Source organism: Mycobacterium sp. H4Y, assembly GCF_000364405.1.
Classification (GTDB): domain Bacteria; phylum Actinomycetota; class Actinomycetes; order Mycobacteriales; family Mycobacteriaceae; genus Mycobacterium; species Mycobacterium intracellulare.
Map to the genome: position 1 here is coordinate 89,480 of NZ_AKIG01000001.1, position 17,550 is coordinate 107,029.

20 protein-coding genes are annotated in these 17,550 nt (G+C 66.5%); 10 read left to right on the top strand and 10 right to left on the bottom strand.

Translation table 11 applies throughout. The features are described from left to right. Position 1: 1 nt before the first annotated feature. From W7U_RS00435 to W7U_RS00445, 3 genes are read right to left on the bottom strand one after another with little or no spacing between them, the layout of a single operon-like run. Positions 2-325, bottom strand: coding sequence for a hypothetical protein (locus W7U_RS00435; protein ID WP_008253660.1), 324 nt, complete (start codon positions 323-325; stop codon positions 2-4). Then, entirely contained in the window at positions 309-1,586 is a 1,278-nt protein-coding gene (locus W7U_RS00440; protein WP_008253661.1) for an aromatic ring-hydroxylating dioxygenase subunit alpha, read from the bottom strand. The genes W7U_RS00435 and W7U_RS00440 overlap by 17 nt, the downstream gene beginning before the upstream one ends. Positions 1,587-1,600: 14 nt before the next feature. Beyond that, the gene (locus W7U_RS00445) at positions 1,601-2,134 is read right to left on the bottom strand and encodes a carboxymuconolactone decarboxylase family protein (protein WP_008253662.1); all 534 of its coding nucleotides are present in this window, start codon (positions 2,132-2,134) and stop codon (positions 1,601-1,603) included. Between the two features lie 396 nt (positions 2,135-2,530). On the opposite strand from W7U_RS00445, the gene W7U_RS00450 reads away from it, so the two are divergent. The 9 genes from W7U_RS00450 (at position 2,531) to W7U_RS00490 (ending at position 10,324) form a co-directional block, all read left to right on the top strand. After that, entirely contained in the window at positions 2,531-3,829 is a 1,299-nt protein-coding gene (locus W7U_RS00450) for an amidohydrolase family protein (RefSeq protein WP_008253666.1), read from the top strand. Between the two features lie 96 nt (positions 3,830-3,925). After that, positions 3,926-5,092 carry an acyl-CoA dehydrogenase family protein gene (locus tag W7U_RS00455; RefSeq protein WP_008253669.1) on the top strand — a complete coding sequence of 389 codons (1,167 nt, stop codon included), beginning with the start codon at positions 3,926-3,928 and terminating at the stop codon, positions 5,090-5,092. Positions 5,093-5,151: 59 nt separating this feature from the next. Continuing rightward, on the top strand, positions 5,152-5,985 hold the full coding sequence (locus W7U_RS00460; protein ID WP_008253671.1) for an enoyl-CoA hydratase-related protein: 834 nt from the start codon (positions 5,152-5,154) through the stop codon (positions 5,983-5,985). 4 nt (positions 5,986-5,989) lie between these two features. After that, positions 5,990-7,144 carry a thiolase family protein gene (locus W7U_RS00465; RefSeq protein ID WP_008253676.1) on the top strand — a complete coding sequence of 385 codons (1,155 nt, stop codon included), beginning with the start codon at positions 5,990-5,992 and terminating at the stop codon, positions 7,142-7,144. A gap of 123 nt (positions 7,145-7,267) precedes the next feature. Then, the gene (locus W7U_RS00470) at positions 7,268-7,882 is read left to right on the top strand and encodes a TetR/AcrR family transcriptional regulator (protein ID WP_008253677.1); all 615 of its coding nucleotides are present in this window, start codon (positions 7,268-7,270) and stop codon (positions 7,880-7,882) included. Continuing rightward, on the top strand, positions 7,879-8,397 hold the full coding sequence (locus W7U_RS00475) for a hypothetical protein (RefSeq protein ID WP_008253678.1): 519 nt from the start codon (positions 7,879-7,881) through the stop codon (positions 8,395-8,397). The genes W7U_RS00470 and W7U_RS00475 overlap by 4 nt, the downstream gene beginning before the upstream one ends. A gap of 152 nt (positions 8,398-8,549) precedes the next feature. Continuing rightward, a complete protein-coding gene (locus W7U_RS00480; RefSeq protein ID WP_008253679.1) occupies positions 8,550-9,824 on the top strand; it encodes a cytochrome P450 in 1,275 nt (424 codons plus the stop codon). Then, positions 9,821-10,009 (top strand): ferredoxin, encoded by a 189-nt coding sequence (locus tag W7U_RS00485; RefSeq protein ID WP_008253680.1) that lies wholly within the window; start codon positions 9,821-9,823, stop codon positions 10,007-10,009. The genes W7U_RS00480 and W7U_RS00485 overlap by 4 nt, the downstream gene beginning before the upstream one ends. Positions 10,010-10,039: 30 nt before the next feature. After that, positions 10,040-10,324, top strand: a complete 285-nt coding sequence (locus W7U_RS00490; RefSeq protein ID WP_008253681.1) for a DUF1330 domain-containing protein — start codon at positions 10,040-10,042, stop codon at positions 10,322-10,324. 3 nt (positions 10,325-10,327) lie between these two features. On the opposite strand, the gene W7U_RS00495 is transcribed toward W7U_RS00490, so the two are convergent. From W7U_RS00495 to W7U_RS00525, 7 genes are all read right to left on the bottom strand, one after another. Beyond that, a complete protein-coding gene (locus tag W7U_RS00495; protein ID WP_007777398.1) occupies positions 10,328-10,528 on the bottom strand; it encodes a ferredoxin in 201 nt (66 codons plus the stop codon). Positions 10,529-10,539: 11 nt separating this feature from the next. Further along, positions 10,540-11,745 carry a cytochrome P450 gene (locus tag W7U_RS00500; protein WP_008253682.1) on the bottom strand — a complete coding sequence of 402 codons (1,206 nt, stop codon included), beginning with the start codon at positions 11,743-11,745 and terminating at the stop codon, positions 10,540-10,542. A gap of 112 nt (positions 11,746-11,857) precedes the next feature. Next, entirely contained in the window at positions 11,858-12,655 is a 798-nt protein-coding gene (locus tag W7U_RS00505) for an NAD(P)-dependent oxidoreductase (protein ID WP_081490064.1), read from the bottom strand. Then, positions 12,652-13,467 carry an NAD(P)-dependent oxidoreductase gene (locus W7U_RS00510; protein ID WP_008253689.1) on the bottom strand — a complete coding sequence of 272 codons (816 nt, stop codon included), beginning with the start codon at positions 13,465-13,467 and terminating at the stop codon, positions 12,652-12,654. The genes W7U_RS00505 and W7U_RS00510 overlap by 4 nt, the downstream gene beginning before the upstream one ends. Continuing rightward, entirely contained in the window at positions 13,467-14,381 is a 915-nt protein-coding gene (locus tag W7U_RS00515) for an alpha/beta hydrolase (RefSeq protein ID WP_008253690.1), read from the bottom strand. The genes W7U_RS00510 and W7U_RS00515 overlap by 1 nt, the downstream gene beginning before the upstream one ends. A 41-nt stretch (positions 14,382-14,422) precedes the next feature. After that, on the bottom strand, positions 14,423-16,078 hold the full coding sequence (locus W7U_RS00520) for an OB-fold domain-containing protein (protein WP_008253691.1): 1,656 nt from the start codon (positions 16,076-16,078) through the stop codon (positions 14,423-14,425). Positions 16,079-16,192: 114 nt separating this feature from the next. Then, positions 16,193-16,516, bottom strand: a complete 324-nt coding sequence (locus W7U_RS00525) for a hypothetical protein (protein ID WP_008253695.1) — start codon at positions 16,514-16,516, stop codon at positions 16,193-16,195. A 106-nt stretch (positions 16,517-16,622) separates the two neighbouring features. On the opposite strand from W7U_RS00525, the gene W7U_RS00530 reads away from it, so the two are divergent. Next, a complete protein-coding gene (locus W7U_RS00530) occupies positions 16,623-17,546 on the top strand; it encodes an NAD(P)-dependent oxidoreductase (protein ID WP_008253696.1) in 924 nt (307 codons plus the stop codon). Positions 17,547-17,550 lie beyond the last annotated feature (4 nt).

Below are 17,550 nucleotides of genomic sequence, written 5' to 3' on the forward strand. Positions count from 1 at the left end.
GTCAGATCACCGGCTCCCGAAGCACCTCAACCCACGCCGCGCCGCTGTCCGGGACGCGGGGCTGCTTCCACGCCTCGATCGGGAACGACACCATCACCAACGATTGCATCAGGTGCATCAGGGTCTTTGCGTCGTCCGGCAGGTCGTCCAGCGGATATTTGTCGCAGTACGCGATCACGTCGTTCAGCAACGGGAACGCAGCATCGTAGAACTCCTGCATCTCCGGCATCGTCGAGGCCAGCCGCTTGGCGTAGCGCTCGGGCTCGGTGGCCAGGTCCCAGTCCAAATATGGCTCGAGGGCGGCGAATTCAGACGGTAGCGCCATTGCGCTGGTACTCCTTGACGTAGTTGGCGGTCGTGTGGTGCAGATGGCGGATCAGGACTTCCTGGTCGCACAGCAGGAACTCCTTGACGGCCCGGGTGCCGATCATGGTCTGGGTCGCTTCCAGGGTGTTGGCGTCCTGCAGCGCATACTCCTTGAACGTCACCGCGGCCAACTCCTGGGCCAGACGCTCCCGCGCATTGCGCGGCGGGACGAAATACAGCGTGGACTCGAAGATGTGCTTGTCCACCGCGGTGGGCCAGTAGTGATAGGTCAGGTACCAGCCGGGCTCCCAGATCAGCAGCATGAAGTTCGGGTAGAAGAGCCACGAGTCGATGCCCCACTGCGGCACCCGCTTGACGTTGACACCCGGAGGCAGCTCGAGCTTTTCGATGATCTCGGGCTTGTCCCAGGGGCCGAACAATCCGCTGCGCAACACCTGGTCCATGGGCTTGACCATGGACATGTCCGGGGGCGGCGCCTGGCCACCCCAGGTCGACTGCAGGCTGTGCGGGCCGGCCACCTCGTAGTGCAGCGCCTCGTAGCCGAACTTTTGGATCTTGGCGGCTTCTTCCTTGGTGTACTGCCCCTGGTGCAGGATCGGCGCGTGGTAGAACTCGACGAACGCGTCGATGAAGAGCTTCCAGTTGCTGCCGACCTCGGCCCGGTAGGAGTAGGCCTCGGTCATCTCGCCGAAGGGGTAGCCCTCGATGCTCTTGGCCAGCGGCCCGAGGTAGTCGGTGAGCGGCGCCGCGTTGTCATCGAAGTTGATGAAGATGAAGCCTTCCCATACCTCGCAGCGGACGGGTGCCAGCCCGTAGTCGCCCTTGTCGACGTTGAAGAACTCTTCTTCCTGCTGGATGAAGGTCAGGTCACCGTCGAGGTTGTAGCGCCAGGCGTGGTATTTGCAGGTGAACTGCCGGCAGGTGCCGGAGGTCTCCTCGTTGGGAAAGTCGTTCCACACCAGCTTGTTTCCGCGGTGGCGGCAGACGTTGTGGTAGGCCTTGACCGACCCGTCCTTGGTCTTGACGATGATCACCGACGTCCCCTTGCCGGCCGCCGGCAGTTCCCTGGTGAAGTAGCTGCCGGTGCGGGGGAGCCGGTTGACCCTTCCGACGTTGAGCCACATCCGCCGGAAGACCGCATCGCGCTCGGCTTCGAAGAATGCGGGATCAATCGAGTCGGTGTAGTCGACCGGTTCGGTGCCCAGTTCGGGGTAGTTTTCTGTCCAGCTGCCGGCGGCTGGCTTGGGGAAGTGCGGCAACGTTCTTACTCCTCTTATTCGACGTTGTTAGCGGCTGTGGCGGCGTGTTCGGGCTGGACGCCGAACGTGTTGAAGGCCATGGCCAGCAGCGCATAGCAGCCGACCGTGAAGACGAAGTCCATGCGTTGCTGGTCGTTGAGGCGCTCGCCCAACGCCGCCCACGTGTGGTCGGACAATTCCGATTTCTCGTCGAGCTCGTCGACCCCGGTGATCACGGCTTGGTCGAAGGCGTCGAGTCCCTCCGCACGCTGCACCGCCGCGATCTGGTCCTCGGTGATGCCTTCTTCCTTGGCCATGCGGACGTGGTGGGACCACTCGTAGGCAGAGTGCCGGCGATGGGCCACCCGCAGGATGGCCAGTTCGCGGATGCGAGGCGGCAGCGTGGACGACGTCAGCAGGTGCACATTGAAGCGAAGAAACGCCTTGGCCAGCGCCGGGTGGTGCGCCAGCGTCGACAGCGCGTTGTTGGTGTCCGCTTCACGCATGGCCGAGAGTGCCTGCTGGGTAGCCTCGTCCCACTGATCGGCGGGGAGCGGCCGCAAGCGCATTAGCAGTGTCCTCTCGGTGAAAGAGAATCGTATTCTCATTTGCAACTAACAGACTGGCACGAAACGTGCGCCCGGTCAATGCCGGCGTGTCGCTCGAGTACAGGTGCGGTCATCGCCCGGTCTACGCGGTGGTCGGGGTGGCCGCCGTACCGAACAACGGGCGGCGCGGCCCGCCGCGATGTCAGGCCGGGTCCTACCTCATGGCATCGCCGGTCGGCGGCGGGGAATTCGCCCCTTCCTTCGGTCGCTGGTCAGGCGGGTGCGGGCCGGCTCAGCAACCGATGGATGTTGATTCTCGCCTGGCGAGAAGATAGTTTTCATTTTAGTGATCTTGGCACGGGACAGCGATTCGCCGAGTCCGTGATCGACTCGGTGGAACCGACGGAAGGGACGGCCATGAACAAAGAGGACATGATCCTGATCAGCGTCGACGACCACACGGTCGAGCCGCCCGACATGTTCAAGAATCATCTGTCAAAGAAGTACCAGGACGATGCGCCCCGGCTGGTGCACAACGCCGACGGCTCGGACATGTGGAAGTTCCGCGACACCGTCATCCCCAACGTGGCCCTCAACGCGGTGGCCGGCCGGCCTAAGGAGGAGTACGGCATCGAGCCGACCGGGCTCGACGAGATCCGGCCGGGTTGTTACAACGTGGACGAGCGCGTCAAAGACATGAACGCCGGCGGCATCCTGGCCTCGATCTGCTTCCCGTCGTTCCCCGGCTTTGCCGGGCGCCTGTTCGCCACCGACGACAACGACTTCTCGATCGCGCTGGTGCAGGCCTACAACGACTGGCACATCGACGAGTGGTGCGGCGCCTACCCGGCGCGGTTCATCCCGATGGCGATACCGGTCATCTGGGACGCCGAGGCGTGCGCCGCCGAGGTGCGCCGGGTGTCCAAGAAGGGTGTGCACGCGCTGACCTTCACCGAGAACCCCGCCGCGATGGGCTATCCCAGCTTCCATGACGAATACTGGAACCCCCTGTGGAAAGCCTTGGTGGACACGGACACCGTGATGAACGTGCACATCGGTTCCTCAGGGCGGCTGGCCATCACCGCGCCGGACGCGCCGATGGACGTGATGATCACGCTGCAGCCGATGAACATCGTGCAGGCCGCCGCCGACCTGCTGTGGTCCAGGCCGATCAAGGAATACCCGGACCTCAAGATCGCGCTGTCCGAGGGCGGAACGGGCTGGATTCCCTACTTCCTGGAGCGCGCGGACCGCACCTTCGAGATGCACTCCGCCTGGACGCACCAGGACTTCAAGGGCAAGCTGCCCAGCGAGGTGTTCCGCGACCACTTCCTGACCTGCTTCATCAGCGACAAGGTCGGCGTGGCGCTGCGCAACATGATCGGCATCGACAACATCTGCTGGGAGGCCGACTACCCGCACAGCGACTCGATGTGGCCGGGTGCGCCCGAAGAGCTGTGGGATGTCTTGTCCCTCAACAACGTTCCCGACGACGAGATCAACAAGATGACCTACGAGAACGCCATGCGCTGGTACTCGTTCGACCCGTTCACCCACATTTCGCGGGAGCAGGCGACCGTCGGTGCGTTGCGCAAAGCCGCCGAGGGGCACGACGTGTCAATCAAGGCCCAGGGCCACGATAAGGACAGCCGAGGCGGCTCGTCCTTCGCGGATTTCGCGGCCAACGCCAAAGCCCTTTCCGGCAACAAGGACTGACCTGGCGAGCGGACGCAGAATCGCACTGTTCGGGCGGAATTCGTGCGATTCTGCGTCTTCTCGCGCTGAGGACGAGGAGTGCCACCAGTGGGTGGAATGAACTTTGAATTGACCGAGGACCAGGAACTGATCCGTCGGTCGGTCGCGGAGTTGGCGCGCAAGTTCGACGACCAGTACTGGATGGAAAAGGACCAGGCGCACGAATTCCCGACCGAGTTCTACCGCGCCATCGCCGATGGCGGCTGGCTGGGAATGACCATCCCCACCGAATACGGCGGCCACGGCCTCGGGATCACCGAAGCGACCATCCTGCTCGAGGAAGTCGCCAAGTCCGGCGGCGCCATGAACGCCGCCAGCTCGATCCACCTGTCCATCTTCGGCATGCAGCCCGTGGTGGTGCACGGCTCCGATGACCTCAAGGCCCGGACGCTGCCCGCGGTCGCGACCGGAGAGGTACACGTGTGCTTCGGCGTGACCGAACCCGGTGCGGGGCTTGATACTTCCCGCATCACCACGTTCGCCAAGCGCGATGGCGATCGCTATATCGTCAACGGTCGCAAGGTGTGGATCTCCAAAGCGATGGAATCCGACAAGATCCTGTTGCTGACCCGGACCCAAAGCTATGACGAGGTCACCAAGAAGACCGACGGGATGACGCTGTTCCTCACCGACCTCGACCGGAGCCGGGTCGACATCCGTCCGATCCGCAAGATGGGCCGCAACGCCGTCAGCTCCAACGAGCTGTTCATCGACAACCTCGAGGTGCCGGTCGAGGACCGGGTGGGTGAGGAGGGCAAGGGATTTCAGTACATCCTCGATGGCTTGAACCCGGAGCGGATGCTGATCGCCGCCGAGGCCCTCGGTATCGGCCGGGTGGCGCTCGAGAAGGCGGTGAAATACGGCAACGAGCGCGAGGTCTTCGGCCGGCCGATCGGGATGAACCAGGGCCTGCAGTTCCCGCTCGCCGATTCCCTGGCCCGGCTCGATGCCGCCGAGCTGATGCTGCGCAAGGCCACCTGGCTGTACGACAACGGCAAACCCTGTGGGCGCGAGGCCAATACGGCCAAGTACCTGTGCGCCGATGCCGGCTTCACCGCCGCGGACCGCGCGCTGCAAACCCACGGCGGCATGGGTTACGCCGAGGAGTACCACATCACCCGCTACTTCCGTGAGGCCCGGCTGATGAAGATCGCGCCGGTCAGCCAGGAGATGATCCTGAATTTCCTGGGAGCCAACGTTTTGAAGCTGCCGAGGAGCTACTGATGCCGGTCGGCTGCCGCCGGTTGACGGCGGCGTGGTGATGTGACGCGCGTTCGACACCGATGACCACGAACGACGAACCGTTGTTGCTGTCGCAAGACCGCGACGGCGTGCGCACACTCACCCTCAACCGGCCACGGCGCAAGAACGCGATCAACCCGCAATTGTGGGTCGCCCTGCGCGACGCGCTCGACGCCGCCGGTCACGATCCTGGCGTGCGCACGCTCGTGCTCACCGGTTCCGGGGGCAGCTTCTGCTCGGGGGCCGACATCTCGGTGCCCGATGACATCCATCCGAAATACAAGTTGCAGCGCCTGACCGACGTGGCGCTGGCGTTGCACGAGCTATCGATTCCGACGATCGCCAAGGTGACCGGTGTGGCCGTCGGGGCCGGTTGGAATCTCGCGCTGGGCTGCGACCTGGTGGTCGCGACCCCGGAATCGACGTTCTGTCAGATCTTTTCGAAGCGTGGTCTGTCGATCGACCTCGGTGGCTCCTGGCTGCTGCCCAAAATCGTTGGCCTGCAACAGGCGAAGCGCCTCGCATTGCTCGCGGACACGATCGATGCCGAGGAGGCGTGCGCGCTGAACCTGGTGACCTGGGTGGTGTCGGCCGCGGAGATCGACGCCTTCGTCACGGATCTCGCCGATCGGCTGGCCGCCGGCCCCCCGATCGCGCTCGCCCACACCAAGGCGCTGCTGAACGAGGGCGCCGACCGCACCTTGCGCGACGCGCTGGCCAGCGAGGCCCGCGCGCAGGGAGTCAACTTCGCCACCGCGGACACCGCGGCGGCCTATGCCGCTTTCGCGCAGCGGCGGGAGCCGTCGTTTACTGGTCGATGGGCCCTAACAAAATCCGGGGTGGAACCGGATTCGGGCGAGAAACAATCGGAGTAGAGATATGCGTGAAACAGTCATCGTCGAGGCCGTGCGCACCCCGGTCGGGAAGCGTAACGGCGCACTTGCGGGCATGCACGCCGCCGACCTGTCCGCGATCGTCCTCAACGAACTCGCCGAACGCACCGGCATCGGGCCCGAGATCATCGACGACGTGGTGTGGGGCTGTGTCTCCCAGGTGGGCGACCAGTCCAGCAACATCGGCCGCTACGCGGTGCTGGCCGCCGGCTGGCCGGAAAGCATCCCCGGGACCACCGTCAACCGCGCCTGCGGCTCCAGCCAGCAGGCGCTGGACTTCGCCGTGCAGGCGGTGATGTCGGGCCAGCAGGATGTCGTGGTGGCCGGCGGTGTCGAGGTCATGAGCCGCGTCCCCCTCGGCTCGGCGCGCGCCTCGGGCATGCCTTATGGCCCGAAAGTGCTTGCCCGCTATGACGATTTCTCCTTCAACCAAGGCCTCTCGGCGGAGATGATCGCCAAAAAGTGGGGCTTCTCCCGCACCCGCCTCGACGAGTACAGCGCCGAGTCCCACGAGCGGGCGGCCGCGGCCCAGGACGGCGGCGCGTTCACCGACCAGATCGTGCCGGTGTTCGTCGACGGCGCCGAGAACAACGTCGTGGCCGCCGACGAGGGGGTGCGGCGCGGAAGCAGCGCGGAGAAGCTCGCCGCGCTCAAGCCGGCCTTCACCGAGGACGGCGTGATCCATGCCGGCAATTCCTCGCAGATCTCCGACGGTGCGGCCGCGTTGCTGGTGACCACCGCCGAGATGGCCGTCGAACTGGGTCTGACCCCGATTGTGCGGTACGTGGCGGGCGCGGTCACCGGGGCGGACCCGGTGCTCATGCTCACCGGCCCCATTCCCGCGACCGAGAAGGTGCTGAGCAAGGCCGGCGTCGCGCTGTCCGACGTCGGTGTGTTCGAGGTCAACGAGGCGTTCGCGCCGGTCCCGCTGGCGTGGCTGGCGGAAACCGGGGCGGACCCAGCCCGGATGAATCCGCTGGGCGGCGCGATCGCGCTGGGGCACCCGCTGGGCGCTTCGGGAGCCGTGCTGATGACCCGCATGACGCATCACATGCGCGACAACGGGATTCGGTACGGGCTGCAGACCATGTGCGAGGGCGGCGGGACCGCCAACGCGACGCTGGTCGAGCTCGTCCGCTAGCGGCGACCCGGCTCACGAAAAAGACACCCCGGTGACCCTTGTCACAGCGGCCCAACTAACCTACTGTGTGTTCACTAGGTTGGTTCAGCCGCCAATCGCACCCGTTTGCTCCAGGGAGTCCAGTTGGCCGTCGCACGGCGCTACGACACGCTTCTCGCCAAGGGGGAGGACCGCAAACAGCGGATCCTCGACGTCGCCCAACGCCTCCTGACCCGTAACGGCTGGCGCAGCACGACGCTCGCGCAGATCGCCGGCGAGGCCGGGGTGACCCCCGCGGGCCTGCTGCATCACTTCGAATCGAAGGAGCAGCTGCTGCACGCCGTGCTCGATGCGCGCGACCTCGACGACGACACCCACGCCGACCGAACCGGCGACCTGTTCGACCAGATCACCCAGGTCGCCGACCGGTTCCACCGCGCCCCCGAGCTGGTGGGCACCTTCACGGTGCTCCTGGTGGAGAACATCCTCCCCGAGGCGCCGCTGCACGACCGGATGCTGGCCCGGCACCGCGCCGCGACCGACATCGTCGCCGATCTCATCCGTCGCGGTCAGGCCGATGGCCGGTACCGCGACGACATCGACCCCGCCGTCAAGGCAGTGGAAATCCTCGCCTTCGTCCACGGAATGGAAACCACATGGTTGCTCGATCCTTCGATACCGCTCCCCGAGGTGTTCAAGCAGTACGCCGAGACACTGGCGCGGGACTTCGCGCCCACGAAGAAACCCGCGACGCCATGAGATACCGGCTCGACGTCGTCGCCGCCACCGTCATCGACGTGGTGCGCTTCGCCGGCGGCTGGATCTTCGACCGGTCGATGGCGGGATGGGACGTCACCGTGCTGGTCGCGGACCACCCCGACGTCCGGCCCTTGCAGATCGTCGGCGCCCGGGTGCTCGACCTCGAGGACGCCCTGACGTCGGTGCAGTCGCGTCCCCGACCGCAGGCCCTGGCCGCCGCGGCCGACCTGTTCGGCTGCGATCCGCGGGTGCGTCAGGGCGTGCTGCAGGCCCTCGATCACGGCGTCACCGAGGTCACGCTGTGGGGGGAGAACTGGCCGTCCGAACTCGACGAAAGCGTCGGACTGGTGCAACACCAGCTGAGCATGGCCGCCCAGACGTTCAAGGCGCAGGCCCTGGCGGCCGCGTCGAATGCCGCGGGTGCCCCGCAGCTTCCCGTGGGGCACGTCGAGACCTTTCGGAGCGGTCTTTTGGCGTGGCCGTCGGTCGCCGCCGATCTGGTGCCCGCCAGCTGATTCGGCGTGCCGGGGCCCGCACGACGGCTCGACGTGCCGCCCGTCTCGGCGCGCGGACGGGACCCCGCGTTGACGACCACCGCGCCCTATGGAAATGTAATGCTCATCTGCGAGAGGGACGTTCTCACTAGCCGAGATTCAAGGAGCAGGAGATGACGAAGGAATTCTCCGAGTTGGACTTCTTCCGCGGCAGCGAGCTCATCGCGGACCCGTACCCCTACTACGAGGCGCTGCGCCAGCGGTGCCCCGTCACGCGGGAAAGCCATCACGACGTCACGATGATCACCGGCTGGGACGAGGCGTGCGCGGTGCTCAACGACGCCGAGACGTGGTCGTCGTGCATCTCCGTGACCGGGCCGTTCCCCGGCTTTCCGGTGCCGCTCGAGGGCGACGACGTCACCGAGCTCATCGAGCGGCACCGCGACGAACTGCCCTTCAGCGACCAGCTGCCCACGCTCGACCCGCCGACCCACACCAACCACCGCTCCCTGCTGATGCGGCTGATCACCCCCAAGCGCCTCAAGGAGAACGAGGACGCGATGTGGGCGCTCGCCGACCAGGCGCTCGACGAGTTCCTGGCGCCCGGTCACGGCGAATGGATCAAGGGCTTCGCCGGCCCCTTCACGCTGCTGGTGATCGCCGACCTGCTGGGCGTGCCCATGGAAGACCGCGACAAATTCGTCAAGGGCATCCGAGAGCACTCGGGTGGCGGCGTCGGCGGCACCGGCAAGGAATCGCTGGCCCACAGCCCGCTCGAATTCCTCTACGGCCTGTTCTCCGACTACGTCCGCGACCGTCGCCGCGAGCCCCGCGACGACGTGCTGACCGGCCTGGCCACCGCGACCTACCCCGACGGCTCCATCCCGGAGGTCGAAGACGTCGCGCGCGTCGCCAGCAACGTCTTCTCGGCGGGCCAGGAGACCACCGTGCGGCTGCTCGGTGCGGCCCTGCAGACCCTGGGGGAACGCCCCGACATCCAGGCGCAGCTGCGCAAGGACCGCAGCCTGATCCCCAACTTCATCGAAGAGTCCCTGCGCCACGAGAGCCCGGTCAAGGGCGACTTCCGGATGAACCGGGTGCCCGCCACTGTCGGAGGCGTCGACCTGCCCGCGGGTAGCACCGTGATGATCGTGCAGGCGGCCGCCAACCGCGACCCGCGCCGCTTCGAGGATCCCGCCACCTTCGACCCGGCCCGCAAGAACGCCAGGCAGCACATCTCCTTCGGCCGCGGAATTCACAGCTGTCCCGGCGCGCCGCTGGCGCGCGCCGAAACGCGGGTGGCGCTCGAGCGGCTGCTCGACCGCACGACCGACATCAGGATCAACGAGGACAAGCACGGCCCGGCGAATAACCGTCGCTACCAATATGTTCCGACGTATATCCTGCGCGGTCTGACCGAACTGCACCTGGAGTTCACGCTCGCATGAAGGTCTGGGTGGACGATCAGCGGTGTCGCGGTCACGGGATGTGCCTGACGCTGTGTCCCGACGTGTTCAGCCTGACCGACGACGGCTACGCCGAAGCGATAGATTCCGACGTCCCAACGGAATTGGAGGCCGACGCCCGGGAAGCCATCCAGTGTTGTCCCGAGCAGGCGATCAGCGAGAAGTAACTAATCCACAGGCAGGCAAGGAGATTCGGCGTGGCAAAAGGTTATGTCATCCTGACCGAGGCGATCAAGGACCCGGAGGGCATGAAGGCGTACGCCCAGGCGGCCGGATCGGCGATGAGCGGCGCCACCATTCTCGCGGTGGACACCGCGCCGAAAGTCATCGAGGGCGACTGGCACGGCGACCAGACCGTCGTCCTGGAATTCGAATCGGTGGATGCCGCCCGGGCCTGGTACGAATCCGAGGGCTACCAAAAGGCGGCGAAGCTGCGCCGGCAGGCCGCCGACTGCAACGCGGTCATCCTCTCCGGATTCTGATCGCTACTCACCGACGATGGAGATTGCCTGCCGAGGGCATTGACGGACGGCCTCGCGCACGTCCGCCTCGTTCTCCGGGGTGACTTCCTCTTGGTGGACGGTCAGCATGTCGTCGTCGCCGAGCTCGAAGATGTCCGGGTTGATGCCCATGCAGACACCGTTGCTCTCGCAGAGTCCCCAGTCGACTTCGATCTTCTTCGTCATCGTGGCCCCCTTTAACGAAGCACCTTGACGGGCACGTTCTTCCAGCCCGCCACGTTTTGCATGGTCACCCGTTTGCACCCCGCCAAATTGACCTCGTAGCGCGGCATGAAGTCGAGCAGCCGCTCCAGCGCGATCCTGCTCTCCAGGCGGGCCAACGCGGCGCCCAGGCAGCTGTGGATCCCGTACCCGAGTCCGAGGTGCTGCGCCTCGGTGTGGTCGCGCTCGATGTCGAACGTGTCGGCGTTGGTGAAGGCATCCGGGTCGCGGTTGGCCGCGGCGCCGCACAGGAACACGGGTTTGCCCGCCGGAATGACGCCGCCGCTGACGTGGGCCTCTTTGAGGGTGTAGCGGACGTTGTATTGCACCGGCCCCTCGTAGCGCAGGAGTTCTTCGACCGCCCCGGGGATCTTGTCCCGGTCCTCCTGCAGCTTCTGCCACTGGTCGGGGTGATTGGCGAAGATCACCGCGGCGTTGCCCATCAGTTTGGTGACGGTCTCGGCGCCCGCTCCGCCCAGAAGGGTTGCGAATCCGCAGATCTCGATGTCGTCGAGCTTGCGCAGCTGGCCGTCTTCGCCGGGGATCTCCGCGGCGATCAGCCGGCTGATCATGTCGTCCTGCGGCTCCTGGCGCCGTTCCTGGACCAGACTGAAGTAGTACATTGCCGTGTCGATGTTGGCCTGCACCCCGGCCTCGCTGACCTCGATCTGGCCCGGCTCGTGGTGCAGGCTGGTGTCGATCCAGTGCCGGACCTGCTGGCGGTATTCCTCGGGCACACCGGCCATCCGGGTGATGACCTCCACCGGGAACGGACCGGAGAAGTCCTGCACGACGTCGAAGTTGTCGGGATCGACCGCGCCCAGGTACTTGTCGATCACCTCGATGATCGTCTCGCGCTGCGATTGGATCGCCCGGGGGGTGAACGCCTTGTTGAGCAGGCTGCGCATGTGGCGGTGCTCGGGTGGATCCATGAAGATGATCGACTTCTGCTCGGGGGCAATGCCCCGCCGCACCATCGCCAGGTCGCAGCCGCGCGCCGACGAGTACGTCTCGAAGTCTTTGAACGCGGCCGCCACGTCCTCATGGCGGGTCAGCGCGTAGAAGTCCTCTTTTTCGTCGTAATACAGGGGCGCGTCTTCGCGCATCCGCCGATAGATGTCGAACGGGTTGTTGAAGTAGTCCTCGGAGTATGGATCGAAGACGACTTTCGGTTTTGTCACTGAATCCTCCTCAGCGGCGAGGTCGGGCTGAAACCTTTACAGCGGAGTCCCCGACTGTAACGCTAACGGTAATACCTTCGTGACGAACCGGAAAGACCAAAACGCTGGCATCTCAAACCAACTTCGCGGTGTCGATCGCCGTGATGACGTGATCCAGCGCGCCCAGGTCGCTGCCCAGTTCCGCCGCGATATCGCGGACCACGGCCACGTCCTTGCCGACGAAGCCGCCGGTTACCTCGATGAACGACGCGACGGACCCGCCCGCCGCGACGAGGTCCAGCACGCGACTGGTCGCGCTGCCACGGCCCAGGGCGCTCAGCAACGTCGATTCGGGCACGCCGAGGCGTTCGCCCAGCCGGATGGCCTCCGCGAGCACCCCGATCTGTGCGGCGAAGAGGGCGTTGTTGACCAGTTTCACCTTCTGGCCGGCGCCGGCGGGCCCGACGTGCAGAACCGGATCGCCGTAGCAACCCAGCAGCGGTCGTACCCGGTCCACCGCTGGTTTGGCCCCGCCCACGAACAGCGTGAGCCGGCCGGCCGCGATGTCGTGCGGGCCACCGCTGACCGCGGCGTCGACGACGTCGAGATGATCGGCGCGCGCGGCGATGGCCTCGATGGTGTTGGGGCTGGCGGTGGTGTGCACCACCAGCGTCGATCCCGGCGGCATGGCCGGTAGCAATCCGCCGTCCAGGCACACCCGGCGCACCTGTTCGTCGGTGAACACGCAGAGCACCACCACGTCGGCGTGCGCGGCGTCGGCGGCGTCCGCGACGACGCGCGCGCCCAGTTGCTCGAGCTCGCGGCGCTTTTCGGCGGTGCGGCCCAGGGCGTGGACGTCGTGACCGGCCGCGACCAGACGACCGACCATGGGGCCACCCATCCGCCCCGCGCCGACGAATCCGACCCTCAACGGGGGTGCTCCATCAGCGTCAGCGCCGCATCGGCCGCCGCGAGCACGGCGCCGCCGTCGGCCCCGGCCTGGTCGGCAAGGTCGACGACCAGCCGGACGTCCTTCTGCAGCAGCCCCCCGGCGACACCGGCCAGCCGATCCAGCCCGCCGATGCCGCCAAGGGCATTGAGCGCAAAGCTGTTTCCACTGCTGCGGGAGACGACCTCGGTGAGACGCTCCGGGGTGACACCCAGCGCGTCCGCCAGCGACAGGGCGGTGGCCGCCGTGGCGAGGTTGGCGGTGAACAGCAAGTTGTTGAGCAGCTTGGTGGTCTGCCCCGAACCCAGCTCGCCGAGATGAACCACCGGATCGGCATAGGTTTCGAAGACCGGGCGGCAGCGCTCGACGGCCTCGGTGTCACCGCCGGCCATCACCAGCAGGCGGCCTTCCGCCGCCGCTCCGCCGCCCCCGCTCACCGGCGCGTCGACTATCGACACACCGACCGCCCCAGCCCGCTTCGCCAGCTCGCGACACGTCTTGGGGTGCACCGTGCTGTGCACCGCGATGATGCCGCCCGGCTTCATCGCCGAGAGCAATCCGCCTTCGCCGCCGGTGAGCTCGTCGATGTCGGCGTCGCCGACGACACAGAGGCAGACCAGGTCACTGGCCGCGGCGAGTTCGGCCGGCGTACCGGCGATCTGGGCCGGGGTGTCGGCGAACGCCTCGAGCGTCGCGGGCCGGCGCGCCCACAGCGTGGTGGCGTAGCCGCCCTCGGCGATGCGCCGCGCCATGGGCCCGCCCTGACTGCCCAACCCGATGAACCCGACGCGCATCAACCGGCCTCCAAATCGGGTTCGTCATCGGCCGAGCGTGACACCTCAGTCACGTTCGGGCCCGACGGTGACTGTGCTGTCACGTTCGGCGAGTCGGACGAATCCGACCGGGCCCTTATGCATTCGTCCGCGAACGCCAGAACCGTGGCGTGGTATGCGGGCGCCGTGTGCCCGAGGCTGATGTTGTGTCCCGCATCGGGTTGCCGATGAACGCTGAACCGCGGTGTTGCGGAGAACAGCTCCGCGATCTCGTCCATCGCCGAAACGTCGTTCTGCCAGACCTTTTCGTGCTCGGCGATGCTGAACCGCACCGGCACGCGTATGGCGGGGGCGAGCGCCGGGAAATCCTGGCGCGCCCAGTTCGATACCATCTGGTCCTCGTAGGACGGGGCGGTCGGGGAGACCGTCGCGCCGTTGAGAACCTCGGGCGGATAAAGGCTTTCGGGTTGCCACAACAGCTCACGCAGTCCCGCGGGACGACGTTCGCGCGTCGCCGTCTTCAGGATGTCGCGGGCCGCGGGGTGATAGTGTCGGCCGGTCCCGGCCAATTCGATGCCGAGCAGATCCGCGCCGCGCCCGTCGGCCGCCATCCGCATGACGAGTTCGCAGCCGCCCGAATGGCCCATCAGAAACAGCCCGGCGCCGCGCGGCTTCTGTCCGAGGATGCGATTTACCGCCCCGTATGCGAGGTCGACTCGTTGCTCGGGCCGCGCCATCGCCTCCGGATAGGGGGCCGAGCTGCCATAGCCGGGCCGGTCGAGCGCGACGACGGTGAATCCCGCTGCGGCGCCGCTGCGTAACAGTGAGGACAACGGGTGGCCGGGGCAATCGAAGTAGACGGCGGTGGTGCCGCCGCCGTGGATGGCCACGATCACGGCCTTCGGGTCGGCGGCCTCGGCGACGATGGCCGACATCGGCACCCCGTCGACGATGACGAGTCGAGGGCGGGGAGTGTTCACGTGCCGGACCGCAGCAAAATCACGCCGCTGGGAGTGAGGCCGCCGCTGCTGACGACGCCGACGCGGGCACCGGCGACCTGGCGATCGCCGGCCTCTCCGCGCAGCTGGGTGATCGCCTCGTGCATGAGTCCCATGCCGTGGGTGCGGCCGTGCGAAAGCTGGCCGCCGTGCGTGTTGAGCGGAAGCTGGCCGTCGCGCGCGATGTTCTTGCCGCCGTCCAGGAATTCCTTGGCTTCACCGATTCCGCAGAATCCGAGCCCCTCGATCCAGGACAGGCAGTTCATGGTGAATCCGTCATACAGCTCGGCGACGTCCACGTCGGCGGGTCGCAGCGAGGTCCGCGTCCACATGTGCGCCGCCTGACCCAGTACCTGCGGCTCGTGGGTGAGAGTGCTTTGGTCCCAGTCGATTCGCTCGATGATCTGGGTTCCCACCGCCTCCACCAGCACGGGCGGCTTGGCCAGGTCGCGGGCGGCGTCAGCGGCGGAGACGATGACGGCGATCGCGCCGTCGCAGGGCACGTCGCAGTCGTAGAGGCCGAAGGGCGTGGTGATCGGCCTCGCCTCGAGGTAGTCCTCCATCGTCATCGGAGAGCGGTAGATCGCGGTCGGGTTGAGTTCGGCGTTGGCGCGCTGGTTCAACGCGATCCAGCCCAGCGTCTCCTTGGTGGTGCCGTAACGGTGAAAGTGCCGCTGCGCGTTCATCGCCAGGGTGTGCGCCGCCGAGGTTGCGCCGAATGGCATCTGCCAGCCCGACATTCGGCCCATGGACGGGGCGATCTTGCCCTGCTTCATCAGCTCGCCGTGGGTGGCTTCCCACAGCGTCCGGAAACACAGCACGTGACGCGCCAACCCGCAGGCGACCGCGAGCATCGCGGCGATCACCGACCCGCCGGGTCCGAACGTTTCCATGGCGCCGTTGTGCCATGTCGGCCGAATGCCCAGCGCGGCTTCGAGAGCGGTGACGCCGCCCTCCCCAAAGCCGGCGACATTGATCCCGCCGGGGTAGGTGGACAGGCCGTCGATGTCGGCGTACGTCAGGCCCGCGTCGGCGATCGCCGCCTCGCACGCCTGCACGGTCAGCGCCAGCGGCAGCTGCATCAGCCGACGCCCGATCGGCGACATGCCGATCCCGGTCAGCGCGACCTTGTCTTCGAACTTCTCCGTGGTGAGCATGGGCCGGACGTGCTCACCGAAGCGCTCGGGTGCGATCTCGTCGGTGGGCGGGGCGGCGGGCTCGGCGTCGGGCACGGGCCGAAACAGCGGGAACCACACGTCCTCGACGTGTTCGAAGACAACCTCGACCTGCTGGCCGAGTTCGAGCTTGTCGGGATCGAACTCCACGATGTTGGTGGTCAGGCGAACCCGCGGGTCTTCAGCGATGGCGACCTGGGCGACCACGTATGGCGCCGGCAAGCCGGGCAGGCTGAATCGTTCGTTGATGGTGAATCCGGCGAGGCTCGCCCTGCCCGAGACCGCGCGGACCCCCACATCCAACGAGCGGCAGTATCGGCACACCGGCGCCGGTGGGTGGATCAGCGCTTCGCAGCTCTTGCATTCCTGCAGCCGGAGCTTTCCGTCTGCGCCCGAGGTCCAGAAGAACTCGTTCTCGGGCGTGACCAGGGGCAATGGGCGGCCGGGTGCTGCTGACACGTCACCTCCGGTGCGTCGCACGGCCAATTCGGTAGGGCCGTTATACGAATCGGAGAATCACGTTATCACTTGCGAGCAGGCACGATCTAGACCGCTCCTGCCGTGCGAGCGCCGTCAGTACGGCACCCAGGTGCCGGTGAAATAGGTACCCCATTGGTGGAAACCGGCATTCCACATCGGTTCGTTCGGTGACCACCATGGCCGCGGCGGAGGAGGCGGCGGCACGTCCTGCGCCGCAAACGACGGCGCGTATTCCGGCGGAGCGGTGTACCAGTCCGGCAGTGGCGGCGGCGGTTTGCACTCTTCGGTCGTCCGATTCCACGACATGTTGCGATCGCACTCCGCGGAGCCGATCGCCGGGGTGGCGAACATCCCGACCGCCATCGCCGCGACGGCGGCCGCGATGCCGGCGGTCAAACGACGAACAAACCACTGCATGGTGGGCCTCCTATTGGGGCCTTTCCGACGTTGGCGGGTTTCAGCTTATTGCGTCGGACGCTATGCTCCAAGCGCGATATCAAGTACTTAACATTGGGAGGCCTGGTTGCTCGAAGCGGAGAAGATCCTGATCACCGGGGCGACGGGCAAGATCGCGTTTCCCATCGCGCGCGCCCTGGCGGCAGCGGGAAACGAGGTGTGGGGCGCCGCGCGCCTGAAAGATGCGACGGCGCGGGAAAAACTCGTCGAGGCCGGCGTCAAACCCATCGCGCTGGACGTCGGCGCCGGCGAGTTCTCCAGTCTCCCCGAGGATTTCAGCTACGTCTTTCACGCGGCGGTCGACCCCGGCGCAGAAGACTGGGGCCGCTGCGTCGAAACCAATGCGCAGATGTCGGGCGAATTGCTCTACCACTGCCGCGCCGCCAAAGGCTTCGTGTTGTGCTCGACCGGGTCGATCTACGCGTACCAGGGACAGCGCCCCTTGACGGAGGCCGACCCGCCGGGGGTGCCGCTGCGCGCGAACTACAGCTTCTCCAAGGTTGCGGCGGAGGCGGTTTGCAGATGGATCGCCCGGCATTTTCGCATTCCGCTGACCATCATCCGGATCTGTTCGACGTACGGGCCGCAGGGCGGGGCGCCCGCCGACCGCCTCGATGCGATGCTGGCGGGCAAGCCCATTCGACTGCATCCCGACAAGCCGAACAACTACAACCCGATCTATGAGGACGACTACGTGGAACTCGGCATCCGCGCCATGGAAGTGGCCGCGACCCCGCCGGTCGTGGTGAACTGGGCCGGCAGCGAAACGGTCAGCGTCGAGGACTATTGCACGTTCATGGGTGAGCTGATCGGTGTCGAGCCCACCTTCGAATACACGCCCGACGCGCACACGCCGCTGTGGCCGGACGTCACCCACATGCACGAGGTGCTCGGCCGCACGAAGGTGCCGTGGCGCGAGGGCTTCCGCCGCATGATTGCGGCCCGTCATCCCGAAATAGCGCTGCCCCAGCACGATTCGACGCGACGGTGAGGAC